General features: G+C 49.3%; 22 protein-coding genes and 1 pseudogene. 16 read left to right on the top strand and 7 right to left on the bottom strand.

Annotated elements, in window-relative coordinates:
• Positions 1-49: 49 nt before the first annotated feature.
• Positions 50-373, bottom strand: coding sequence for a hypothetical protein (locus tag ACO9K6_RS02660; protein WP_424765990.1), 324 nt, complete (start codon positions 371-373; stop codon positions 50-52).
• Positions 374-726: 353 nt separating this feature from the next.
• Between ACO9K6_RS02660 and ACO9K6_RS02655 the strand changes: the two genes are divergently transcribed.
• Positions 727-1,347, top strand: coding sequence for an NAD(P)-dependent oxidoreductase (locus ACO9K6_RS02655; protein WP_424765989.1), 621 nt, complete (start codon positions 727-729; stop codon positions 1,345-1,347).
• Positions 1,348-1,485, top strand: a pseudogene (locus ACO9K6_RS02650) (transposase); the annotation flags it as partial.
• 103 nt (positions 1,486-1,588) lie between these two features.
• Here ACO9K6_RS02650 and ACO9K6_RS02645 read toward each other — a convergent pair.
• Positions 1,589-2,026, bottom strand: coding sequence for a VOC family protein (locus ACO9K6_RS02645; protein ID WP_424765988.1), 438 nt, complete (start codon positions 2,024-2,026; stop codon positions 1,589-1,591).
• A 488-nt stretch (positions 2,027-2,514) separates the two neighbouring features.
• Between ACO9K6_RS02645 and ACO9K6_RS02640 the strand changes: the two genes are divergently transcribed.
• A complete protein-coding gene (locus ACO9K6_RS02640; protein ID WP_424765987.1) occupies positions 2,515-3,648 on the top strand; it encodes an ATP-binding protein in 1,134 nt (377 codons plus the stop codon).
• Positions 3,649-3,714: 66 nt separating this feature from the next.
• Here ACO9K6_RS02640 and ACO9K6_RS02635 read toward each other — a convergent pair whose 3' ends face one another.
• From ACO9K6_RS02635 to ACO9K6_RS02625, 3 genes are all read right to left on the bottom strand, one after another.
• Positions 3,715-5,634 carry a glycosyl hydrolase family 18 protein gene (locus tag ACO9K6_RS02635; protein ID WP_424766233.1) on the bottom strand — a complete coding sequence of 640 codons (1,920 nt, stop codon included), beginning with the start codon at positions 5,632-5,634 and terminating at the stop codon, positions 3,715-3,717.
• A gap of 185 nt (positions 5,635-5,819) precedes the next feature.
• The gene (locus ACO9K6_RS02630; RefSeq protein WP_424765986.1) at positions 5,820-6,098 is read right to left on the bottom strand and encodes a YxcD family protein; all 279 of its coding nucleotides are present in this window, start codon (positions 6,096-6,098) and stop codon (positions 5,820-5,822) included.
• A 2-nt stretch (positions 6,099-6,100) separates the two neighbouring features.
• The gene (locus ACO9K6_RS02625) at positions 6,101-6,520 is read right to left on the bottom strand and encodes a hypothetical protein (protein ID WP_424765985.1); all 420 of its coding nucleotides are present in this window, start codon (positions 6,518-6,520) and stop codon (positions 6,101-6,103) included.
• A 136-nt stretch (positions 6,521-6,656) separates the two neighbouring features.
• Here ACO9K6_RS02625 and ACO9K6_RS02620 point away from each other — a divergent pair, with 136 nt between their 5' ends.
• Positions 6,657-7,196, top strand: a complete 540-nt coding sequence (locus ACO9K6_RS02620) for a DUF309 domain-containing protein (RefSeq protein WP_424765984.1) — start codon at positions 6,657-6,659, stop codon at positions 7,194-7,196.
• Between the two features lie 20 nt (positions 7,197-7,216).
• On the opposite strand, the gene ACO9K6_RS02615 is transcribed toward ACO9K6_RS02620, so the two are convergent.
• Together ACO9K6_RS02615 and ACO9K6_RS02610 are read right to left on the bottom strand one after the other, a co-directional pair.
• The gene (locus tag ACO9K6_RS02615; RefSeq protein ID WP_424765983.1) at positions 7,217-7,390 is read right to left on the bottom strand and encodes a carbonic anhydrase; all 174 of its coding nucleotides are present in this window, start codon (positions 7,388-7,390) and stop codon (positions 7,217-7,219) included.
• Positions 7,391-7,492: 102 nt separating this feature from the next.
• On the bottom strand, positions 7,493-7,810 hold the full coding sequence (locus tag ACO9K6_RS02610; protein WP_424765982.1) for an iron-sulfur cluster biosynthesis family protein: 318 nt from the start codon (positions 7,808-7,810) through the stop codon (positions 7,493-7,495).
• Positions 7,811-7,959: 149 nt separating this feature from the next.
• Between ACO9K6_RS02610 and ACO9K6_RS02605 the strand changes: the two genes are divergently transcribed.
• From ACO9K6_RS02605 to hfq, 12 genes are all read left to right on the top strand, one after another.
• The gene (locus ACO9K6_RS02605; RefSeq protein WP_424765981.1) at positions 7,960-9,474 is read left to right on the top strand and encodes a carboxypeptidase M32; all 1,515 of its coding nucleotides are present in this window, start codon (positions 7,960-7,962) and stop codon (positions 9,472-9,474) included.
• Positions 9,475-9,623: 149 nt separating this feature from the next.
• Positions 9,624-10,634, top strand: a complete 1,011-nt coding sequence (locus tag ACO9K6_RS02600) for an ABC transporter substrate-binding protein (protein ID WP_424765980.1) — start codon at positions 9,624-9,626, stop codon at positions 10,632-10,634.
• Positions 10,635-10,662: 28 nt separating this feature from the next.
• Complete coding sequence (locus ACO9K6_RS02595) at positions 10,663-11,460, top strand: ABC transporter ATP-binding protein (RefSeq protein WP_424765979.1); 798 nt, start codon at positions 10,663-10,665, stop codon at positions 11,458-11,460.
• Between the two features lie 145 nt (positions 11,461-11,605).
• Positions 11,606-12,403: an ABC transporter permease gene (locus ACO9K6_RS02590; RefSeq protein WP_424766232.1), complete on the top strand. Its 798-nt coding sequence runs from the start codon at positions 11,606-11,608 to the stop codon at positions 12,401-12,403.
• A 42-nt stretch (positions 12,404-12,445) separates the two neighbouring features.
• On the top strand, positions 12,446-13,414 hold the full coding sequence (locus ACO9K6_RS02585) for an aromatic acid exporter family protein (protein WP_424765978.1): 969 nt from the start codon (positions 12,446-12,448) through the stop codon (positions 13,412-13,414).
• A 102-nt stretch (positions 13,415-13,516) separates the two neighbouring features.
• A complete protein-coding gene (locus tag ACO9K6_RS02580; protein WP_424765977.1) occupies positions 13,517-14,080 on the top strand; it encodes an outer spore coat protein CotE in 564 nt (187 codons plus the stop codon).
• Between the two features lie 111 nt (positions 14,081-14,191).
• On the top strand, positions 14,192-15,817 hold the full coding sequence (locus tag ACO9K6_RS02575; protein WP_424765976.1) for a putative amidoligase domain-containing protein: 1,626 nt from the start codon (positions 14,192-14,194) through the stop codon (positions 15,815-15,817).
• A gap of 454 nt (positions 15,818-16,271) precedes the next feature.
• Positions 16,272-18,965, top strand: coding sequence for a DNA mismatch repair protein MutS (mutS, locus tag ACO9K6_RS02570; protein ID WP_424765975.1), 2,694 nt, complete (start codon positions 16,272-16,274; stop codon positions 18,963-18,965).
• Between the two features lie 32 nt (positions 18,966-18,997).
• Positions 18,998-21,001: a DNA mismatch repair endonuclease MutL gene (gene mutL, locus ACO9K6_RS02565; protein ID WP_424765974.1), complete on the top strand. Its 2,004-nt coding sequence runs from the start codon at positions 18,998-19,000 to the stop codon at positions 20,999-21,001.
• A complete protein-coding gene (locus ACO9K6_RS02560; RefSeq protein ID WP_424765973.1) occupies positions 20,998-21,774 on the top strand; it encodes a class I SAM-dependent methyltransferase in 777 nt (258 codons plus the stop codon). Before mutL ends, ACO9K6_RS02560 begins: the two co-directional genes overlap by 4 nt.
• Positions 21,771-22,805 carry a tRNA (adenosine(37)-N6)-dimethylallyltransferase MiaA gene (gene miaA, locus ACO9K6_RS02555; protein ID WP_424765972.1) on the top strand — a complete coding sequence of 345 codons (1,035 nt, stop codon included), beginning with the start codon at positions 21,771-21,773 and terminating at the stop codon, positions 22,803-22,805. The genes ACO9K6_RS02560 and miaA overlap by 4 nt, the downstream gene beginning before the upstream one ends.
• Entirely contained in the window at positions 22,802-23,047 is a 246-nt protein-coding gene (gene hfq / locus ACO9K6_RS02550) for an RNA chaperone Hfq (protein WP_424765971.1), read from the top strand. Before miaA ends, hfq begins: the two co-directional genes overlap by 4 nt.
• Positions 23,048-23,155 lie beyond the last annotated feature (108 nt).

Raw genomic sequence — 23,155 nt, 5'->3', positions numbered from 1 at the left:
CTTACAAAAGAACCGCTGGATAGACCAGCGGCGTATCGGTTGCTTTTATTTAATAGCAATAGTACTTCTCCCATAGAGAGTAGGAGTCTTTCTTGGGATCATCCCAAGGATTGGAGTCATCCCACCAGTTCTTGTCTTTATCAAACGAATCGAGAAAATCTTTGAAACCCCAATCCTTGTCTTTGTAGTCATCGTATTTATAATCTTTATCTGTATAATCCTTATCTGAGCCTGTGAAGATCAAGAAAAGGTTAGTAAATAAGCTTTTCTTGCTATCTGAAGAATACTGGTTCGATGATGCGAAAACGGTAGCCGGGAACATACATAACGAAATCAATAAAGTAAGACTTAAAACTTTCTTGAACTTGGGCACGAACTCAACACCTCCAGACGTCAATTCAATAAAGAATAATTAAGTTCTTTATAAAGAATATTACAATAATTCAATCTAGATGTAAACTGGAAAATTGTAATATTTGGATATATTGACAAGTGCGGTTGGTCGAGTGAATATTTCGGTCTAAAAGAGCCATCATTCCGGTAGTTAGTGAGCCACACCTCCGGAAAAAATGAGCCACTTCTCCGGTGATGGGAGCCACCATGTACCAGCTAAATTAACTGGCAGTTTTCGTTAATAAACAAAAGCCCCTATTAGTTGAAAAAGCCGATATAATAACTTTTAAGCTATAGAGTAATATTTGTATTCGCAAGAGGAGGTTCGTTCTCATGAATATTTTAATTTTGGGTGCAACTGGACGAGTTGGAGGTCAAATAGTTACTTATGCCCTTCATGACAGACATCATGTTACTGTATTAGTTCGCACTCCAGAGAAGATTCAAATAAATAATGAAAAGTTAACTATAATTCAAGGTAATGTTCTAAATAAAGATGATATCGTACGTGTCATGCATGGGAATGATGTAGTTATTAGTGCACTAAATACTGATGGGACAACTACTCTTTCAGAAAGTATGCCACTAATTATCGAAGCAATGCAAAACGAAGGTATACAACGAATTATAACTATAGGAACTGCTGGTATCCTACAAAGTAGAACCACCCCAAAATCACTGCGTTATCAGTCAATTGAATCAAAGCGTAAGTCAGTCCGTGCAGCAAAAGAACATCATAAAGTTTACGATATGCTAAAACAATCAACACTCGAATGGACTATTGTCTGTCCTACGTATTTGCCGGATGGAGAAAGTGTAGGTAATTACCGTGTAGACCGTAATTTTTTGCCGGAAGGTGGTTTTGAAATATCCGTGACGGATACAGCGGAATTTACATATAGCCAAATAAAAAATAGCGATTTTATAAAATCGCGTGTGGGTATCGCCTACTGATATAACCGGGGATTCCGGCGCTTCCTGCTTCGAGGCCTGCCAAAGGTAAGACTTGAGGTCGGGTGGCTTTCGCTCGCCCGCAATTTGCTCAAGAAGTCAGCAATAGACCAACAACCAGAAATGGCGTGCCAAGGATAACCCCCTGGCCACGCCATTTCTTCATTTTCGCCGATTCATTCATGAAGCGAGCTGTCTCATCAAGCGAGCAAACCTACTTTTGAGACAGCCCCTCGTCCTGGTTTTACTCTGATTTCCTTTGGGCTTCTTCATTGTTCAAATTGACTTGCCATTCGATGCCGAACTTGTCCGTTACACTGCCATACAGTTTGCTCCAGAAGGTTTCTTGAAGCTCCATGCCGACTTGTCCGCCTTCTTTCAGCTTGTTAAACCAGGTTTTTACTTCATCCGCGTCCTTGCTGTGAACCATGAGGTTAATGTTGTTACCCATCGCAAATGGCATACCCGGGAAAACATCCGAAAACATGAGAGGGCTTCCGTTAATCATAAGCATCGCATGCATCACCCAGTTTTTCGCTTCCTCGGGAATAGGATGCTCAGGGTTGGGAGGCATATCTCCAAAAGCCATGATAGATGGTTTTTCCGTTCCGAACACTTCTGCGTAAAATTCGACCGCTTCCCGGCAATTCCCTTTGAAATTCAAGTAAGCAATAATTGACATCACATTCGCTCCTCTTATTTTAGAATGTTAATCTAAGAGCCATTATATCATTCGTCAATTAAAATCAAAATTATTTGAATTTATTATGCAACAATTTCAGCTGCTTCGCGCCAGTCTTCCTAAAGCCTTACGTGAGGCATTACAAAAATAAGCAATATTTTTTCCTCGTTTCGATGCTTCTCAGCACGAAGCGAGATTTTTTTCGACCCTTCCATCTAAAAAATAATCTTTAAATTGCTACGATTCGCCTCTAAAATATGTGTTATTATAAAAAGAAAGAGTTAGTACTTTCGCACTATCAAAATATTGTAAATTAAGGGAGAGGAATATGATTCATACATATGGTAAATCAACTATTACTACATCTAATTATCATATTGTTTCCGATCTTTATCCAACAGTTCCTTTTCGCTCGCAAAAAAGTAACGGATAGTGTACAGTATCAAATTATTAATGGTATAATGTTCGGTGCCTCGGCCGCAATATGCATGGCAAACCCGGTTTATGTTGCGGGTGATTTTCAATGGGATTTACGAAGCATTCCACTTCTTGTATCCATTATTTATAGCTCGGGGAAATATGTTCCCGGCATCATTTCTGCGTTCATTGCTATTGTTTATCAGATCTATATTGGCGGAGAAATCTTTGTGTTAGCCATATTTGGCTATATCTCTATTCTAGGTCCAAGCTTTTTTTTCGTAAGAAAATTTCCGGATTATGCTGTTTTCAAAAGAGTGGTTATTAGTATTCTGCTTTCTGTAAACGCTTTCCTGATCATTCAATTTTTGTTATACATATATTTAAAGCTTTATGGTCATCAATTGCATTTGTCGATCGACGTCATGTATTTGTTTGCCTTGATCTCCACCTTCGCTTTAGTGTCAGTTATTGGCATGTGGATTTCGGCTCTGCTAAACGAGCATATCATAGAAAGCACGATGCTGAAGCTGGAGCTGGAGCGCAACGAGAAGCTAAAGATTGTAAGTCAGATCGCAGCGTCAGTAGCACATGAGGTACGCAATCCATTAACAGTCGTGAAAGGTTTTTTGCAATTGCTGAAGGAATCTGTTGACGATAAGAAAAGGGATTATTTGAAAATCGCTTTATCAGAGCTCGAGCGCGCAGAGTTTATTATTACCGATTATTTGAATTTAGCTAAGCCTCAGGCCGATCAGCTTGAGGTGATCGAGGTTTCAGGGTTTCTGCAGAGCACGCTCGAAATTATGAATTCTTATGGACTAATCCAAAATGTTCAACTGCATTTCTATTGCGAGCAGACAGATCTTTATATTATGGCTGAGAAGCCGAAGCTTTCTCAAGTGATTCTAAATCTGATCAAAAATGGTGTTGAAGCGATACCCGAAACGGGAGATGTGACCGTTAATGCTTATTATCGTAACGAGGTTATTTATATTGAAATTATGGACACGGGTAAAGGAATGTCCAAGGCGGATCTTGATCAAATTGGTACGGCTTTCTTCACGACCAAGGGGTCGGGGACAGGTCTTGGCATTCTTGTCACCATGCGAATTGTTGAAGCAATGAACGGTAAAATCACCTACGAAAGCAATCTTGGCCGAGGAACGAAGGTGACAATTCGGCTTCCCGCTGTACACCCATAAAGGTATCGTGCGTTCCTTCGTATTACCATCCCCGTATGTCAACCTGACCTACGGGGATGATTGTCTTTATTTCATCTGCAGCATCAATGTCCACAAATCCGATCTTTCGTAACCAAGCCGCCATGCTGCAACGCCGGCCAGATCATAGGTTTTGGCAATGTTTATGCGCGCCTTGACGGTATCTTCCGTTTCCGCCCAGAATAGATAGGTGAAACCGTCCTTTACATACTTGTATTTCACTTGACCCGATTCGGGATCAAGCACGCCTTGCGCCTTCGTGTCGGAAATAAGCTTTGGAACCTCACTCATGTAGATTGCTCGATTGCCAACCAGCTTGCCTGTGTTGTCGAGCTTCCATTCTCTCACATAGAAGGGGATGCCGAGCATGAGCTTGCTGCGAGGAATACCGTAGCTCAGAAATTGCTTGACGCCTTCCTCAGACCATTGTAGACCAGCGACGGATCCCGGAGTGTTGCTCCCGCTCCAATGCTCATCATAAGCCATAATTATCACGGTATCGACGACGGCTGCTATGGCGGCATGATCATAAGCGGTTAAGTGATTCCAGCTTAAGCTGCCGCGAGGGAGGTCTATGGATAGCTTCATTCCTTTCGCATGTACAGCATTCGTTAATGCAGTTACAAAGTTCGTGTAAGCCTGCCGGTCATTGCCTGCGACCTCCTCGAAATCAAGGTTGACGCCTGCGGCCCCAAGCTCGACTAAGCGTCCGACCAGCTTGTTAATAAAGCTTTGCTGCGCGGTGCTGTTTTTCAAAAACGCGGTGGTCATTTTTCGATCAAATTGATTGTGAACAAGAGGCATCACTTGTATGCCTTGCGCTTTGAAGGTATCGACTATTGCTTTGTCTGACGTATCCTTGATTGATCCATCAGCGGCAGATAATTCAAACCACGTCGGTGAATCTATGGAAAGTCCTTGTGTATTCGCTACGTGAGCCAGCACGGTTTGACTTGTCGCGCTGCCATTCCAGCCTAGGTAGACAAGGCTTTTTGTATTACTCCAGATTGCGCGGCCATCGGACGTGCGGACGGTAGCGTTCGCATAGCCATTCGCGAAGGCGATTGCGCCGCTTCGGGTATTGAAGGCTCTTACTTTCTTATCGCCTTGATATACGCCTAGATAGGGGATACCCGACCATAATACCGTATTGCCCATCAGCACTTCGGCATTAGGCGTTTTTTTAGCGAGCTGAACAGCCGCATCCAGACTAATGAAGGATTGCAGGGCAGTTCCGTTCTGCGAAACAGTGTAAGCAGGCACGTTGGATTGTACGATCTTGCCGGTAACCGTATTTACAACCTCGCTGTTTGCGATCTTCAATGAAGCTGTTTTTGCATCATATAGGAAGGAGTAAAGCTTGCCCTCCTGCACAGGTGAGCCATCTACCGTAATTTGATAGGCGGGAGCGGCTTTTAATTGCGCAGTTTTTTGTGCTGCGGTCAAATTACTCCAAATCCAATTGTTCGTCGCTAAATCGACGACATGTGCGTTACCCCACTTTTTGGCCTCTTGCTTTGCGGCATCGAACGTCAAGAAGGTCCAGCTGTCCTTAGTGTTATCGCCTTGATATAGTCTGTACTTCGAATAGGATTGATAAGTCCAGCCAATGTTTTCAAGATCTCTAATATGTACATTTGTAAGCTTTTTGGCAGCGTTCAATGCTTGTGCATTGGTGCTGAATTCCCATTTGGTGCTGGATACTCCATTTTGATAGAGCTTGTAGCGAGGGAAGTTATCCCATACCCAGCTTCGTCCGGCGATGGTTTCGACATGGCTGTAGCCAAACTTTTTCGCATAGGCGATAGCGCCGGATTCCGTTGGAAACTCCCTCAGTGCCTGATCATTCTGATAGACACGATATTTGGTCATTTGGCTCGCCGCCGCATCGGCCATACTGGCAGCTCCGGCCAATATTGTTTGGCAGAACAATAACAGCACTAAGGTCAAGCTTATTTTATTTCTCATCACGTTTTCTACCACACTCCTCTCATAGTCTTTCTATTAGACGCAGAAAGAGTAGAGAGGTTGCTCGTAACCGATGCTTTTTTATGCGGTAATAATTGACATAAGCTGCAAAACAGCCATAAAAAAAGCACGCATGAGCCATCTGATCACGAGGATCATCTGGTTCAACGCGTGCTTTATGGATTTTAATCCGCAATATCTGCCCAAAATTCTTCATCTGCGTCCAGCTTAATGTCGGAGCGGAATACGCGGCGATTATACTGCTTGAACATATATTGCTCGATGGCCTCGAGAATGTTAGCTTCGATAATGTATTGACTGCGACCGTTCACCCAAACCTCTGCAGTGTAGCCGTATTCCTCTTCCCAAGAAAGCTGTACTTCCACATCTGTCGGCTTAACGCCTCGACGATCGGCCATTTGGAAGCAGATCGCATTTATAATTTCATCCGTATATATTCGCACGATTAGTAAGGTCTCCGTTGGTCGGGCGGATTACGCTTGCTGCGAAGATACACAAACGCTACGCGTATGAGCATAATAATCGCAAAGATCGCAAGCAGGTTAATCATTAATCCAAGAATTTCACCGAATGCGCCCATTCCGGCAAACATACTGCCGAACAGTAGACCAGCCAATCCGCCGATCATTAGACCCTTCATTAAGCTTCCGCCGCTGAAAAATCCAGGCTTAGCGGCACCGGCAGTCGAGCCTGCAGTGGAACCGGGGTTCGTTTGATTTGTGTTTTCTGTTTTCTTCGGCGGCGTTTGCGTTACGCTTTGCTTTGGCGATTTCATACCGCCCCGCGGCTTAGCATCCGCATATTGCGCAAATCCTACAGTGAAGAACAGCACCAGCGCCACCATAATCATAAATCCTTTTCTCATCTGTAAATTCTCCTCCTGATTGCTTGTTCAAGCATTGCTAACACCATAAAATACGGCTAATATAAACAAAGGTTTCATTTACTTCTTCTATTGTAGGTTCGATTTTATGAAAATATAAGCGGTTCGGAGGAATATTATGACGACTTTCCCTCAAGCTTACCTTTCCTATCTGGTGGAATTTCACGCGTCTCGTGACTATTTTGAATGCCATGAGCTGCTCGAGGAGTACTGGAAGGAGCATCCGGGCGATTTGCTCGCCGATACTTGGGTTGGTCTGATCCAACTGGCTGTCGGGCTTTATCATGAACGACGGGGGAACACGGTTGGCGCGCGAAAAATGTATGTGCAAGCGAGGACTAGACTCGCGGAGGCTCCTTTGTCAACCCTAGGCTTAGAGAGTGAGAGCCTGCTTAAGGAAATATCCGAAAGGATACAGAGACTGCTGCAAGCGGGAGGCACGGAATATACGGATATGAACTTGAATATTATAAACGATGAGCTGAAATCATTATGCTATGCCGCTTGTAAGGAACGTGGATGGGAGTGGGGCGCTCCAAGTCCGTTAGCGAATGCTTCTATTATTTATCGGCATAAGCTTAGAGATCGTTCGGGTGTGATTGCGGCAAGACTTGCGGCCTTTGAAGCGAAAAAAAGAGAGCGTAACGGATCAGTGTAGATGCCGTTGCGCTCTTTTTCTTATAAGCGGGGAGCGCCGCGTTCTCCTTCTACCAGCTCTAACTCGCCTGTTTCCGGATTTATAATTAATCCGTGCACTAAAATATTCGTAGGCAGCAGAGGATGATTCCGAATGATGCTCACGCTGTTAAGTACGCTGTCACGCACGTTGTCGAAGCCCGTCAGCCAGCGCATCAGATTCAGTCCGGAGTGCTTAAGGGTTGTGATCGTTTCGGTTGAAACGGATTTACAAGGCACTTCCTTATTAAAATGAATGAACAGAGGAAAACCTAATTATTACGCTAAAAATCGCAGATTCGTCGTATAGATTTGACTGTCGCTCTTCAGACTGAAGCTGCTCCGAGCAGCGTCATAATCGACACGTAATTGCGGCTCGTAATAGACCTCGTGACGCGGCTCGTAATAGAAGGGGAATGGCTCTCCTTGCGTGAGCCTGTCATCAACGGTTGGCTCGGTTATGAGTTGAAGCGCCGGTACGCCGCTTACGACACAACCGCAGCCTTCTGTATCATGAAGCAGCTTCAGCTGCTTGGTTCCGTCGCTAAGATAAGGACTCAGACGATCGGCGGCTGATTTTGTAAACGTAATATTCATTTTGAATTCCTTCCCTTCACTCCATCTATCTCATCCTGTACACAAATCCAGCAGGTTTAAGTTGATTATAAGGACTGAAATAAGTAAGATCAAGTTAAGTTCCATTGAATGGAATGCATTATTAGTCAAAAAAGAAGGGCGGAATCGAGATGCCGACAATACATAAGGATACGCTGCAAAGCTTCAAGGAAACGATTCGAAAAATAAAAAGCTATGAGGAAGCGCTGGGCGTGCTTTACTGGGATTTGCGGACGGGCGCTCCGCGAAGAGGAATGGATAACCGCTCGGAGGTAATCGGGGCGTTGTCCGGCGATATGTTCAAGCTGTCGACTTCGCCTGAGCTTGGGGAGTCGTTGTCGACGCTGGAGGAAGGGTCTGTCTATGCAGAATTGACAGAAATCGAGCAGCGGCTTGTGTCGGAGACACGTAAGGATTATGACCGCAGCGTCAAAATTCCACCGCAGCTCTATCAAGAATACGTAGTGCTTGCCTCGCAATCGGAGTCGAAGTGGGAGGAAGCGAAGGAAAATAATGACTATGCGAGCTTCCAGCCTTATTTGGAAAAGGTGATTTCGTATACGAACCAATTTATCGATCTATGGGGGGTGAAAGCAACCCGTTACGATACGCTGCTGGATCAATACGAGCCTGGCATGACTGTTGCCGAGCTGGACCTTGTATTCGGCGGGCTGCGCTCGCAGCTTGTTCCGCTCGCGTCTGCCATTGCAAATTCACCGCATCAGCCGGATACGTCATTTTTGCGGCAAACGTACGACAAAGCATCCCAGAAAGACTTTAGCTTATACATCCTGAAGCAAATGGGCTACAGCTTTGAAGCGGGACGACTCGATGAGAGCGTACATCCTTTTGCAACGGGGCTAAGTCCCGGCGATGTGCGGATTACGACCCGTTATTTGGAAGAGGATGTAACGAGCGCACTCTTCGGTACGATTCATGAGGGCGGGCATGCGCTTTATGAGCAAAATATTATGGAGGAGCTTATCGGAACGACACTTTGCACGGGCACCTCAATGGGGATTCATGAGTCGCAATCCCGATTCTGGGAAAATGTCATCGGTCGGAGCAGGCCGTTCTGGGAGCGTTATTTCGGCGAACTGCAGAATCGCTTTCCCGGGCAGCTGGATGTGTCGGTCGATCAGTTCTATCGCGGCAACAATGTCGTGCAGCCTTCCCTTATTCGGATTGAAGCAGATGAATTGACATACAATTTGCATATCATTATCCGCTATGAGATGGAGAAGCTTATTTTTAACGAGGGTGCGAAGGCTTCCGACCTTCCGGCGATATGGAACGACAAATACAAAGAGTATTTGGGTGTTACTCCTTCAAGCGATGCTGACGGCGTACTGCAGGATGTGCATTGGTCGGGCGGCGCCTTCGGTTACTTCCCGTCTTACTCGCTTGGCAATATGTATGCGGCGCAAATCGCCGATACAATGGAAAGGGAGCTTCAAGGCTTCTGGTCGCTTGTGGGCAGCGGTGAACTGCTGCCCATAAAAAAATGGCTGACAGAACGGATCTATAAATACGGAAAGCTGAGAACACCATCGGAGCTTATTCAGAGCGTGACCGGCAAGCCGCTAGATCCGCAATACTTGGTCACATACTTGACGAAGAAGTACACCGATATCTATAAGCTCTAATTTAAATTGCCTTAACTGAAGACATGAAGGCTGTCCATCGTCGATTGACGATAGGCAGCCTTCTTTTTGTGCGGGCTAATCACCCTCAACAGCTCTATCGCATAGGCTGGAATACATCTATTTCACGCAAAAGCGCAGGAGGGTCTAAAATGAAAAGACGTATATGGTTGTCGCTGCTGCTCGCGGTGGCGCTTGTCTCGACGGCAGCTCTGGCTGCCTGCGGCAGTGGAGATTCGGAGAAGGTAAAAGTTCGGATAGGCGAGGTGACGCGGTCATTATTCTACGCGCCGGAGTATGTGGCTATGGCAAAAGGTTTTTTTGAAGAGGAAGGGCTGGATGTCGAGCTGACGACAACGCCGGGAGGCGATAAAACGATGACGGCGCTGCTGTCCAATGTGATCGATGTTGCGCTTGTTGGCTCTGAGACTGCGATTTACGTTCATCAGCAGGGCACCGATGATCCCATTATTAACTTTGCGCAGCTGACGCAGACTGACGGAACCTTTCTGGTGTCCAGAGAGGATAAAGGGGATTTTGTCTGGAATGATTTGAAGGGCAGTGTGTTCCTCGGGCAAAGAAAAGGAGGAATGCCGCAAATGGCAGGTGAATTCGCACTGAAGAAACAGGGAATCGATCCGCATGCGGATCTCGAGCTTATTCAAAACGTAGATTTTGCTAATATTTCCGCAGCGTTTGCCTCCGGAACCGGCGATTACGTGCAGCTGTTCGAGCCAACAGCGTCGATATTCGAGAAGGAAGGCCAAGGCCATGTGGTCGCATCGTTCGGTACGGAAAGCGGTCGTCTGCCTTATACCGTTTTTATGGCAAAGCATAGCTATATCGACAAAAACAAAAATACGATTCAAGCCTTCACGAATGCTGTTCATAAAGCGCAGCTTTGGGTAGAAAGCAACAGTGCTGAGGCGATCGCAGAGGCGGTTCTGCCGTTTTTTGAAAATGTGGACCGCGATATTCTAATCAGCTCGATTGACCGTTACAAGCAGCAGGACTCCTTCGCTACGGATCCGATTATCGATGAAGCGGAATGGAATAATTTACTTGATATTATTACAACTGCAGGCGAGCTCGAGAAACGGACCGAGCACAGCGAGCTGGTGGACACAAGCTTTGCCGAGAAGGCGATTGAAACGGTGAAATAAAAGCAAAGCAGGGAACGGAGGCTTAGGCATGACTCAATTACCAGTGCTTGAGCTGCAGCAGTTGTCACATGTTTATGTGAATGAAAAAGGAGCTTCGCTTGCGGTGGAGAAGATCGAGTTTGCAGTCTCCCGCGGGGAATTTATAAGCTTAGTCGGCCCTAGCGGCTGCGGAAAAACGACGGTGCTTAGTTTGCTTGCCGGACTTTTTCCGCCGACGAAGGGGCAGGTGCTGCTAAATGGTGAGCGGGTTGTCGGCCCCTCGCCTAAAGTAGGCTATATGCTGCAGCAGGATTATTTGTTTCCATGGCGCACGATTCGGGATAACGCCGCTGTCGGATTGGAAATTAACGGCAGGAAGTCAGCTGAGTCGCTTGCCTCAGTCGATTTATTGCTTGAAGAGGTGGAACTGCCAGACGCAGGCAGCCGCTATCCTCATGAGCTCTCAGGCGGGATGAGGCAGCGAGTCGCACTGGCAAGGACGCTTGCAACAGAGCCGGAGGTGCTTCTGCTCGATGAACCATTTTCCGCTCTAGACCTTCATATTAAGCTGCAGCTGGAGGACTTGGTGCATCAGATGCTCAAGCGGCTTGGCAAAACAGCTGTACTCGTGACGCATGATTTGGCGGAGGCGGCGGCGATGAGCGATCGCGTTATTGTGCTGGGGCGCAATCCGGGTCATATTCGCTGTGAGATCGAGGTTCCTGCCGATATTCGTCAGGCTGCCCCTATGGCTGCGCGCAAGCTTCCGGGCTTTCAGGAGCTGTTCGACCGACTGTGGGCAGAGCTTGATGAGGAGGACGACGAAGGGGGAGGACGCAATGGATGAGCCTAGAGAGCGAAAGCCCACGAGTGAAGAATCGATGAATGAGCGTAGAGAGCAGAAGCCCATGCCTGTGGATCCGATGAATGAGCATGGAGTGGTGCATCATATCGCAGCTATATCCGGCGTGCAAGAGGACCGCCGTGACTGGATGCAGCAGCTTCACTATCGCTTTAAGGAGCGGAATCGCCGATTAACGGGAGCAGTCTTGACGACTCAAATCGCCCTGCTCTTATTATTTGTAGGTTTGTGGGAGGCAGCGGGTAGAAATAAATGGATTGATCCGCTGCTATTCAGCTTTCCGTCGAAGATGTTTGATCAGCTTTGGCGGACGCTCGCAGACGGCTCGTTATGGCCGCATATTGGCATGACGGTAATGGAGACGGTCGTAGGCTTTGCCCTTGGCACGCTGCTCGGAACAATGATCGCCGCGCTGCTTTGGTGGTTTCCTTTTCTCTCTCGCGTGTTCGATCCTTATCTGGTTGTGCTCAACAGTATGCCGAAGGTTGCGCTCGGCCCCATCTTCATCGTTGGATTTGGTCCCGGATTTATTTCTATCGTGGCGATTACGTTATCGGTGACGGTAATTATTACGACTTTAAATATTTATAATCGATTTCGGGAAATCGACAGCGGTTATATCAAAGTAGTCCGACTGTTTGGCGCATCACGATTGCAGCTGTTTCGACTTGTCATTTTGCCGGGCTCCTTCCCGGTTATCATTTCAACGCTAAAGGTCAATGTCGGCTTGGCATGGATCGGTGTCATTGTTGGTGAATTCCTTGTGGCGAAGCTCGGCCTTGGTTATTTGATCATCTATGGCTTCCAGGTCTTCAACTTTACGCTTGTCCTTTCAAGTCTGCTGGTCATAGCGGCGGTCGCGACGGTTATGTATCAGCTTGTTGCCGTGCTCGAGCGGCGGTTGACGGCAGGCTGGCGCGAACGTTAGGATGTAGGTATACATTCTAGCGCAGACGAGGTTATTTTGATTATGGGCATTCGAATTATTAAAACGGCGCTAGCCGCCATCGCAGCTATTTATACGGCCGTTTATTTGGGGCTTGAGCCGCCGCTTGGAGCAGGCATACTTGCTATTCTCGGCGTAGAGGTTACGCGATTGAAAGGGCTGAAGAGTGCCTTTGTACGATTCGTTGCCTCAGTGCTTGGCCTTTTTTTTGCTTCACTTATATTTACGGTGTTCGGCTTTCATATTTGGGCGGTTGCCGTATTTATTCTTATCACATTCCCGATTCTTTCCCGCTTTCAATTAAAGGACGGCATAGTGACCAGCTCAGTCATCGTCTTTCACTTATTTAATCATGGTCAGGTGACCATCCATGTGATCGGAAATGAAATTTTGCTGCTATTCGCAGGTCTTGGCTGGGCGACAATCGTCAATATCATTTATATGCCGAAGGATGAGCATCAGCTCAATTACTATCGCACGAGAATCGAACAGGGCTTTGGTATTATTTTTAATGAAATGGCCATTACGCTACGGAATCCTTCGCATGTGTGGAATGGCGGTGAAATTCTTGACGCTTACTCCGCGATCGAGGAAGGCGCACAGCGCTCGGCGCGCAATCGGGAGAATCGGCTGTGGGGACAGGAGCATTACTGGTCGTCTTATTTTGAGATGAGGCGGGAGCAGCTGGAATCGGTTCAGCAAATGCTTGTTGAGCTGGCGTTCGTATATGAAAAATTCCCTCAGGCGGCTCTTATCGCTGAGCTGCTTGAGCAGCTGTCAAACGATGTGAAATCCGATGTTTACGAAGGCTCGGTTGAGGGGCGGATTAATGAGCTGACACAGCAGTTCCGAATGATGGAGCTGCCAAAAACGAGGGGAGAATTTGAGGTTCGCGCATCACTCCTCATGCTGCTGCGAGAGCTGGAGAGGTATTTAAGCGTTGCGAAGCGTTTGAAAAAAAGAAAAGTCATTTTGTCCGAAATGCGGCCATAGAATATAGAGGGAAATTATTCGTTTCGGAAAAAGAAACAGTCACCCTAGACGAATGTCCTGCATACACTTTAAATGAATGATTGTATGGAGGAGGTTAAATCAATGACTATTGCAGATAAACAGCTCCAGTACAGAGAAATCATTACGAAAGCTGTCTGCGGCAAAGGTCGTAAGTTTTCCACTGTAACCCATACCGTAACGCCGCCTCATAATCCGACCAGTATTCTGGGAGCATGGATCATTAATCATCAGTATGAAGCGGTTCGTTCGGGCGACGGTATTGAGGTGGTTGGTACTTACGATATCAACATCTGGTATTCGTACAGCAAAAACTCACAAACTGACGTAGCGAAGGAGTCTGTACATTACGTCGAGCATGTCAACCTCTCCTATGTAGATCCGAAGCATCGGCCTTCTACAGAGGAGGTATCTGCCGATGTCATCCAAGAGCCGAACTGTATCGAAGCCAATATTTCTTCGAACGGGTCCAGCGTTGTGATACGCGTAGAACGTGAGTTTTCGGTAGAGCTCGTAGCCGAGACGAAGGTTTGTGTGGCCGTGCTGCCAGGCGGTTGCGGCGACCTGGACGGCAAGGACCTGGAGTTCAGCCTCGGCGACAATGATTATGAGGATTTGGATCCAGATCTTCTGGACGACGAGTTGTAAGCGAGCTGGGGAAGCAGCGCATTTAATGTATCATATGCTGCGTAAGCGGCAAATTCGAGGGCGAAAGCCCTCCTTTTTTTTTATTCAGGCAAAAAATGGAGGGGAAGCTTAATGGCTTCGACGTGGATTTGGCGCGGCAGCTATGATCGGTTGGAGCTTGTGGCATACGGCAGAAAATCGGTACATACGTCAGGTGAATGGAATGGTCAGCCGCTCCACGCGCAGCCATGGACGAATGTAAAAGCAGGTGATGCTGTACTTGCTTGGTCCGATGCCCGAGCGATTGACAGCAGACGATTTCCAGGCGCTTGGGTTCTGAATGTAAAAGGCTTTGCCGCAGTGAGGATGATGGATGGCGAAAAACAGCGGGTATGGAAGAGAGCGGGGCTTTGCGGAGGCAAATCGATTGAGAGTGAACGACTCTATCTTGTGAGCGTTATTCATCTGGAGCCGGTGCAAATGAAGCGCATCGATCACATGGGAAAGTCGTTTCAGGAATTGCCAATCCCATGCGCTGAAGACGGCCTGTGGAAGGCAGGACGTGCAAGCATGGAGGGCCGCGCAAGCGTAGGGGAAAGGCGAGAGCTAGCCGAATCGTATGAGATAGATAACGGTGGTTTTGCAAGCAGCGGGCAAGTGATAAAGGATACACCGGCAGGCGTAGGGGCAGACGTAGGGGTTAGCGCAAGGATGCGAGGAAGCGTTACGGCCGGGCATGGTATTGGGCAATGGCCGGAGGATCCGGTGCTGCGGCGGGTGGCGCGGACAGCCGTGCAAGCGCTTTATGCGCTAGGCCTCGATATCGGTGAGGCCGAAGTCGCGCTGGGCGGGGACGGGCGGACAGCCGTCCGCGCAGCCTGGCCGAAGCTGAGGGATACGAGGCTGGAGGAGGCCATGCTGAGGCGATTCGCCGCTTGGCATGCGGCGGCGAGAGCAGAGGCTGCGGTGAGGCGGCCGCTGTTGATCGGCGCCGATCCGGAGTTTGTGCTGGTGACGCCAGCTGGCAAGGTTGCGGCGGCGTCACGGTTTTTTGGCGAAGGCGTCGGCGGGGCAGCCGGAGCCGACGCCGTGCTCATCGGGCGACGGCTGCTCTATCCCGTCGCCGAGCTGCGGCCCGAGCCGGCCGAGGATCCGGCCGCTCTCGCCGCAAATGTGCGGCGGCTATTGCTGCGCGCCGCCGACCGCATCAGCGACCCTAGCTTGCGCTGGGCCGCTGGAGCAATGCCCGTGCCGGGGCTGGCGCTCGGCGGGCACATCCACATCAGCGGAGCGCCGCTTACCAGCCGCTTGCTCCGCTTGCTCGACAGCTTCGCGGCATTCCCGCTCGCAATGGTGGAGGACCCCGCAGGGCGGGCCCGCCGTCCCCGGTATGGCATACTCGGGGACTTCCGCCAGCAGCCGCATGGCGGGTTCGAATACCGCACGCTGCCGAGCTGGCTCATCTCGCCGGCAGCGGCCAAAGCGGCCTTCGCGCTGGCGCTGCTTTGCGCCCGCGAGGCGATGAGCATAACCTACATACCTGCTCTAGAGGAGCGGTATGTGGAAGCTTACTACGCAGGTGATCGCTCGGAGCTCACCGACTGCCTCGATGCCGTGGCATCGTCCATCTCCGCCACGGACAGCTATGCCGCGCTCGAGCCTTACATCGAGCCTCTGCTCGAAGCGGCAAGACGCGGGGCAACCTGGAACGAGGCTGCAGACATACGCAGCAAGTGGCGCATCCCTTTCGTGAGATAATTGAAACTAAGCGATTGCGCTGTTATTTGCTTCAATGAAGGTGGCGCATTATAGTGGATCGAGCGCATAACACAAATTAATTTGATTTTATCGTATTCATTTCAGCCGCAGCTTTCCAGCAGCTCGAATCATTCCATTAAGTCGTTAAAAAACCTTTTTTAGTCTGGCGTAATTATATCCCGGTTTAGCTTTGCAAAATCGAACTAAACCGAGCCAGACGTTACTAATAAAGGGAGCGCAGCTCAGGACTTCTTTACACTACGAATATAAGACACCCGTATTCGGCACGTGATCCGCAAGTGGCGAAATCATCACTTAGACGAATGGGCTGCTGGAACAAGCAGTATGTTATACGAATCATGTTGCTTGATCCGGCACCCTTTGCGTTGTTATGGCGTACATCTGTTCCGCTTGGTATAATAGATTTCTGATGTTTACTATGAGGAGGATCGGGATGGCTGGATATACTCCGATGATTTTGCAATATCTTGCGATAAAAGAAGAAGCGAAGGACGCTTTTTTATTTTTTAGGCTGGGCGATTTTTACGAAATGTTTTTTGATGATGCGATCGCGGCATCGCGTGAGCTTGAAATTACGTTGACCGGACGCGAGGGCGGGGGAGAACAGAAAATACCGATGTGCGGTGTGCCTTATCACTCCGCAGAAAACTATATAAGCCGTTTAGTTGACAAGGGCTATAAGGTAGCAATATGCGAGCAAGTGGAGGACCCCTCGGCTGCCAAGGGTGTCGTACGCAGGGAAATTGTGCGGATTATTACTCCCGGCACCGTCATGGAGTCTAAGTCGCTAGAGGGCAAAACGAATAATTTCATCGCGGCGGTTGTTCGTGTAGGCGGCATGCTGGGGTTGTCCGCATGCGATTTATCTACAGGTGAGCTTTATGTCACATCATTTCCGGAGCAGCTGGAGTCGCTGATCGATGAAATTAATGTGTACCAGCCTTCGGAGCTTGTTGGCGATGTCGAGCTGTTGGACAAGGTTCAAGCTGCAGCAGTGTGGAATCGTCAGCTGACGCTGACAGCTCGTGAGCCGATGGAGGCGGACAAGCTTTCTTTGCAGTATGGCGAGGCAGCGCTTAGCCGTCTGTCCGATGCGCGCCTTAGGGCTGTCAGCGTGCTGACGGGCTACTTGGATGAGACGCAGAAGCGTTCGCTTGGACATGTTCGAAGCTTTCATGCCTACGAGCCGAACCAGTATATGATTTTGGATCATTATACAAGACGCAATCTGGAGCTGACTGAGACGGTACGCGATCGGAATAAGAAGGGTTCGCTGCTCTGGCTGCTTGATAAAACGCAAACTTCGATGGGCGCCCGTTTATTGCGACGATGGATCGACAAGCCGCTTCTTAGCAGCAAGGCCGTTAATGACAGGCTTGATGCGGTTGAAACGTTATACAAAAACTTAATTTTAAGAGACGATATGCGTTCGGAGCTGCAGCCGATCTATGATTTGGAGCGTCTCGTCGGCAGAGTAGCGTTCGGCAATGCAAACGGACGCGACCTGAACGCGCTTCGCAGCTCGCTGCGGCGTATCCCGGGATTGACTGCTCTATGCGAGCAATCCGGCTCGCCGGTGCTTCAAGCTATTGTGGATGGCATGGATGACTGCGCGGATTTAGCGGAGCTTATCGAGACGGTGCTCGTGGACGAGCCGCCGGTCTCTATTCGTGAGGGAGGGCTCATTCGCGACGGCTACGATGCTTATTTGGATCAGCTGCGCGAAGCAAGCGTGAACGGAAAAAAATGGTTAGCGGAGCTGGAGCGTCAAGAGCGCGAGGCAACCGGAATCAAATCTTTGAAAATCGGCTACAACAAAGTATTCGGCTATTATTTGGAAGTGTCCAAAGCGAATCTGAGCATGCTTCCGGAAGGACGTTATGAACGGAAGCAGACGCTCGCCAATGCTGAGCGGTTCGTCACGCCTGAGCTGAAGGAGAAGGAGCGACTGATTCTGGAAGCCGAGGACAAAATGGTCGATTTGGAATACGAGCGTTTTATCGAGCTGCGGGATCATCTTGCCCTTCATCTGCATCGACTACAGAAGGCTGCGGGCGTCATCGCAGAGCTGGACGTGTACCAATCGCTCGCCACGGTCAGTGCTGAACGGCGATTTGCAAGGCCGCAGGTTAGCGAGAGCTACGATCTGCAAATTGAAGATGGCAAGCATCCAGTCGTTGAGGCAATGATGGATGGAATGCCTTTCATAGCCAACAGCACCTCTCTGAAGAAAGATGAGCAGTGGATGCTGCTTATTACCGGACCGAACATGGCAGGCAAAAGCACATACATGCGGCAGGTGGCACTCATCTGCATCATGGCCCAGATTGGCTGCTTCGTGCCGGCCAAGTCTGCGGTTATTCCGTTAATCGATCGCATATTTACGCGGATTGGGGCAGCCGACGATTTAATCGGCGGCCAAAGCACGTTCATGGTCGAGATGAAGGATATACAGATCATGACCGAGAAGGCGACAGCAAATTCGCTTGTCATCATAGATGAGCTGGGCCGCGGAACCTCGACTGGAGAAGGGATGGCGATTGCGCAGGCGGTCATCGAGTATGTTCATCATCATATTGGCTGCAAAGCGCTCGTCTCCACTCATTTTCATGAGCTTGCACATCTGGAGGATTCACTGCCTTCGCTTACAAACGCCCGGATGGCCGTTGAGGAGAGCGGTGATCAAGTGACCTTCCTGCGGAAGCTCATTCCGGGAGCCGCAAGCACTAGCTATGGCATTTATTGTGCCCAGCTCGCGGGCCTTCCACAATCGATTATTGGCAGGTCGTATGAGCTGCTTCATGAGACCGAAGCGCATGCTGATTTTGCTGCTCTTACGGCGCTTTCGAGTGCGATTGTGAAACCCGTGGAACATCTGAAGCCACCGGAAATCTACTCGGAACACCAAGACAAATCCGCTCACTTCGCGGAATCACGCAGGATTGTACAGCTGTCTATATTCGATGAGCCTGCAGCAGCAGCGGAGTCTGAATCCGTGCGACGCAAAGCGGCAAGCCCAAAGGCCGAGCAGCTGGCTGAGCAGCTCCGTAAGCTGGATTTATTTAATCTCACGCCAATGCAAGCGATGCAATGGCTTAATGATATGAAGAGCAAGCTGGGCAGTTAAGCTTAATTGAAGAAAGGGGGTGCGGTCACACTATGGGGAAAATCAAGGTGCTGGACGAGCAGCTCGCGAACCAAATCGCTGCGGGCGAGGTGGTTGAGCGGCCCGCATCGGTGGTGAAGGAGCTTGTTGAGAATGCTGTCGATGCCGGGAGCACGACTGTCGATATATCGATCGAGGAAGGCGGTCTTGCGTTAATAAGGGTGACCGATGATGGTTTCGGAATCGAAGCAGGCGATATCGCAACCGCTTTTCAACGGCATGCCACCAGCAAAATCGCAACAAGCAGCGATCTGTTTCGCATTGCCAGTCTCGGCTTTCGCGGTGAAGCGCTCCCGAGTATCGCATCCGTATCTCGTCTGCAATGCGTTTCGTCGGAGACAACGACAGGACTCGCAAGACGCATCGTGATTGAGGGTGGCCATGTAACGGCCGATGAGCCGGCGAATGCGCCGCAAGGAACGGATATGATTGTGCGCGACTTGTTCTACAATACACCTGCGCGACTTAAATATATGAAAGCTATTCAAACCGAGCTGGGGCATATTTCTGACTTTGTGAATCGGATTGCGCTGGCGCATCCGGGCATCGCTTTCACGTTCAAGCATAACGGAAATGTGCTGCTTAGAACGCTTGGAACAGGAGACAGGCTGCAGGTTATCGCTGCGGTGTACGGATCGAATACAGCAAAGACAATGCTGCCGGTCGAAGCCGAGAACGCCGACTACGAGCTTCGCGGCTTTATATCCAAACCGGAGCTTACACGTGCTAATCGCAATGGAATTACAGCTATTGTAAATGGCCGATATATACGAAGCCATGCGATCAATCAGGCTTTGATGCAGGCGTATCATACGCTGCTGCCAATTAACCGTTACCCGCTTGCTGTGCTGGAGCTGGGTATGCATCCCAGTCTGTTGGATGTCAATGTTCACCCTTCTAAGATGGAGGTCAGATTCAGCAAGGAGGCTGAGCTTCGTTCATTAATCGAAGCGGCAGTAAAAGAGGTGCTGGGTCGTCAGCGCCATATACCCGGACCAGAGTCACACGGAAGACAGGAGCGCTCGAAGCCTGTATTTGTGCAGGATGCCATCTCATTTCATCGATTGGAGCCTGCTGCATCATCACCATACGTCCAGAGTGGGAACAAAGGATCAGGCTCTAGTTATGAGCAGCCTCAGATTAACCGGGAATATATTCCCCGCAATGCGGCGGAGAAGCTGTATGCGCCTGCTGCACCCGCGAAGGAGGACCTTCTTGTCGTACGCGAGCTAACGATACCTTTGGAGCAAGCTGCCCCTTCCGCGGCGGCTCTAGATCGTGACGTACGAAGTAAAGAAATGTTGCCTGATCCGTTTATGGAATTCGAGGCTGTTTCAGAAGTAAATGCAGCATCCGGGCAAGCTCTTCCTGCGCATGCAGCTGCAGAGAATGCCGATGAAGCGCAGCCTGCTTTTCCCGAGCTTCATTGGATCGGTCAGCATCACGGCACATACATTGTCGCACAGGCTGAGGACGGGCTTTATTTAATTGACCAGCATGCGGCGCATGAGCGCATCAATTATGAATACTTTTTCCAAAAATTTGGGAACCCTGAAGCCGCAAGTCAGCAGCTGCTCGTCCCTTTAACCTTGGAATTTACAGCGGGAGAGGCTTCGCAGCTACGGGAGCTGCTCCCCTTATTCGAGCAAGCTGGAGTTGAGCTTGAGGCCTTTGGCTCCCAAACCTTTCTTGTGCGCGCCTATCCGGAATGGATGCCGCAGGGCGAAGAGAAGTCGCTGCTGGAGGAAATGGCTGAGCTGCTCATCGCTGAGCGCAAATCGATCAATATCGCGAAGTTTCGTGAGAAAGCGGCGATTATGGTTGCATGCAAAGCGTCTATCAAAGCCAATGACCGGATGAATCGTGAGGAAGGCGAGACGCTGCTGGCAAGATTGTCTACCTGTAAACAGCCTTATACGTGTCCGCACGGCCGGCCCATTATCGTGCATTTGTCGACGTATCAGCTGGAAAAAATGTTTAAGCGGGTGATGTCTTGATTGTAACGACAACCGCAAAGCCGTCGGAAAAAGCGCTCGAGCAGGCGGCGCGTTTAGCATCGGAGCTTCATGCACAGCTCAAACCGCGCGGCAATCTAACCGTGCGCAAGCTTCTTACTTTAACGAATGATGCGCGACTGCTCGTTGTAACCGAGCGCGAGGTCCGCTATTATGAGGGAGAAGCGGAATCGCCGCTTTATTTTCATCCAAGCATGGCCTTTGTTCGTGTGAAGCGGCTGCGCCGGGGCGAGCCGGACCCGCTCGTTCAGCTGTCCGGCTGCTTAGCGGGGGATCACATTTTGGATTGCACCGCAGGTCTTGGAGCGGATTCTCTCGTTTTCTCGTATGCTGCAGGCGAAACCGGCAGTGTCACAGCGATAGAGAGCGAGCCTGTGCTCTGCGCGCTCGTTCGCGAGGGCTTAGCGGCCTATGAGACAGGTCTTCCCGATGTAAATGAGGCGATGAGGCGAATCGTTCTGCTTAACGTCAATCATTTGGATTATTTAAAGGGCCAGCCAGATAAAAGTACAGATATTATCTATTTCGATCCGATGTTCAGGGAGCCGATCCACGCTTCCAGTTCGATGGAGCCTCTCCGATCGATTGCGAATATGGATGCGCTTAGTCCGGAGGTCATCGAACACGCGAAGCGTGTTGCCCGCAAAAGCGTCGTGCTGAAGGAGCATCAAGCAAGCGGGGAGTTTGCTCGTCTTGGGTTTGATCGAAGACATGTGAATACGTCGAAAATAGCATATGGAGTGATCGAGGTTTGAATCAACATCAGCGTTTAGAGCAGCCAAACGGCAAGGAGGCTGATAGCCGCAAGCAGCCGCTGCTCGTTCTTATAGGACCAACGGCGGTCGGTAAAACAAGAATGAGCCTGGACATCGCGAAGGCGTGGAACGCAGAAATTGTTTCAGGCGACTCGATGCAGGTTTACCGCGGCATGGATATCGGAACTGCGAAAATCGCCCCGCATGAGCGGGAAGGCATTCCGCATCACCTGATCGATATTTGTGAGCCGGAGGAGGCTTATTCGGCTGCCGACTTTCAGGCGGGCGCCGCTCATGCTATTAAAGAAATCGCAGCGCGGGAGAAGCTTCCTTTTATTGTGGGGGGGACGGGTCTTTATATAGAGTCGGTATGCTATCAATACCAGTTTGCCGATCATGGGTCCGATGAAGCCTTTCGTCAGGAGCAGGAGAGCTTTGCGGCAGAACATGGCGCAGAAGCGCTTCATTCGCGTTTGGCTGCTATAGATCCTCCGGCAGCGCAGCGTCTCCATCCGAATGATCTGCGCCGAGTCGTTAGGGCGCTTGAGGTGTATCATATGACGGGGCAGACCTTCTCTGAGCAGCAGGCCGGTCAAACCAAGGACTCGCCTTATGAGCTATGCATCATCGGTTTGACTATGGACCGTGCGGTGCTGTATCGTAGAATAGAAGAGCGCATAGACCTGATGCTGGAGCAAGGCTTGCTGGATGAGGTCAAGCGTCTGCTGGAGCGTAATTTGCCGCCGCATGCCGTGGCGCTTCAGGCTCTAGGCTACAAAGAAATGATCGATTATTTGCTCGGCAATTGCTCGTACGAGGCCGCAGTGGAGCGTCTCAAACGTGATACGAGAAGGTTTGCGAAGCGCCAGCTTTCGTGGTTTCGCCATATGAAGGATATTCATTGGATCGATAATGGGGAAAATTTTCACAACAATTTGCAAGCCATTCATGGTATAATTACAGGAAAGTTTCAAGATAATCTTGAATATACTTCTAATCAATCTTTTTTAAACGGGGGTAACGTCCAATGAACAAATCGATCAATATTCAAGATACTTTTCTTAATCAGCTGCGCAAGGATAACATACCGGTAACGGTTTTCTTAATGAACGGTTTCCAAATTCGGGGCGTTATTAAAGCTTTTGACAATTTCACGATCATCATTGACAGTGAAGGCCGTCAACAAATGGTTTATAAACATGCGATCTCCACGTTCACACCGCAGCGGAATATATCACTTATGCAGCAGGACAATATCGGCTCCGACACATAGGCGAGGGTGGATAATGAAACTTTCTTATAGCAAGGTACGTTTAACTAGATAGCGGCATGCAAGAGCAACCCGCTCCAAAATGGGTTGCTCTTTGCATTTCGGGGTAAA

The sequence above is a fragment of the Paenibacillus praedii genome (assembly GCF_049725345.1).
In the GTDB taxonomy this organism is placed as follows: domain Bacteria; phylum Bacillota; class Bacilli; order Paenibacillales; family Paenibacillaceae; genus Pristimantibacillus.
This window is presented reverse-complemented; position numbering and strand designations above follow the sequence as displayed.

Bases quoted from the DNA above. Each gene is read 5' to 3' on its own strand.
- ACO9K6_RS02620 (WP_424765984.1), top strand. From the start codon at position 6,657: ATGACGACTTTCCCTCAAGCTTACCTTTCCTATCTGGTGGAATTTCAC.
- hfq (WP_424765971.1), top strand. From the start codon at position 22,802: ATGAACAAATCGATCAATATTCAAGATACTTTTCTTAATCAGCTGCGC.
- ACO9K6_RS02625 (WP_424765985.1), bottom strand. From the start codon at position 6,520: ATGAGAAAAGGATTTATGATTATGGTGGCGCTGGTGCTGTTCTTCACT.
- ACO9K6_RS02645 (WP_424765988.1), bottom strand. From the start codon at position 2,026: ATGTCAATTATTGCTTACTTGAATTTCAAAGGGAATTGCCGGGAAGCG.
- ACO9K6_RS02580 (WP_424765977.1), top strand. From the start codon at position 13,517: ATGACTATTGCAGATAAACAGCTCCAGTACAGAGAAATCATTACGAAA.
- ACO9K6_RS02610 (WP_424765982.1), bottom strand. From the start codon at position 7,810: ATGAATATTACGTTTACAAAATCAGCCGCCGATCGTCTGAGTCCTTAT.
- ACO9K6_RS02605 (WP_424765981.1), top strand. From the start codon at position 7,960: ATGCCGACAATACATAAGGATACGCTGCAAAGCTTCAAGGAAACGATT.
- ACO9K6_RS02585 (WP_424765978.1), top strand. From the start codon at position 12,446: ATGGGCATTCGAATTATTAAAACGGCGCTAGCCGCCATCGCAGCTATT.
- ACO9K6_RS02600 (WP_424765980.1), top strand. From the start codon at position 9,624: ATGAAAAGACGTATATGGTTGTCGCTGCTGCTCGCGGTGGCGCTTGTC.
- mutS (WP_424765975.1), top strand. From the start codon at position 16,272: ATGGCTGGATATACTCCGATGATTTTGCAATATCTTGCGATAAAAGAA.
- ACO9K6_RS02635 (WP_424766233.1), bottom strand. From the start codon at position 5,634: ATGAGAAATAAAATAAGCTTGACCTTAGTGCTGTTATTGTTCTGCCAA.
- ACO9K6_RS02595 (WP_424765979.1), top strand. From the start codon at position 10,663: ATGACTCAATTACCAGTGCTTGAGCTGCAGCAGTTGTCACATGTTTAT.
- ACO9K6_RS02655 (WP_424765989.1), top strand. From the start codon at position 727: ATGAATATTTTAATTTTGGGTGCAACTGGACGAGTTGGAGGTCAAATA.
- ACO9K6_RS02615 (WP_424765983.1), bottom strand. From the start codon at position 7,390: ATGCGCTGGCTGACGGGCTTCGACAACGTGCGTGACAGCGTACTTAAC.
- ACO9K6_RS02590 (WP_424766232.1), top strand. From the start codon at position 11,606: ATGCAGCAGCTTCACTATCGCTTTAAGGAGCGGAATCGCCGATTAACG.
- ACO9K6_RS02575 (WP_424765976.1), top strand. From the start codon at position 14,192: ATGGCTTCGACGTGGATTTGGCGCGGCAGCTATGATCGGTTGGAGCTT.
- ACO9K6_RS02640 (WP_424765987.1), top strand. From the start codon at position 2,515: ATGGCAAACCCGGTTTATGTTGCGGGTGATTTTCAATGGGATTTACGA.
- mutL (WP_424765974.1), top strand. From the start codon at position 18,998: ATGGGGAAAATCAAGGTGCTGGACGAGCAGCTCGCGAACCAAATCGCT.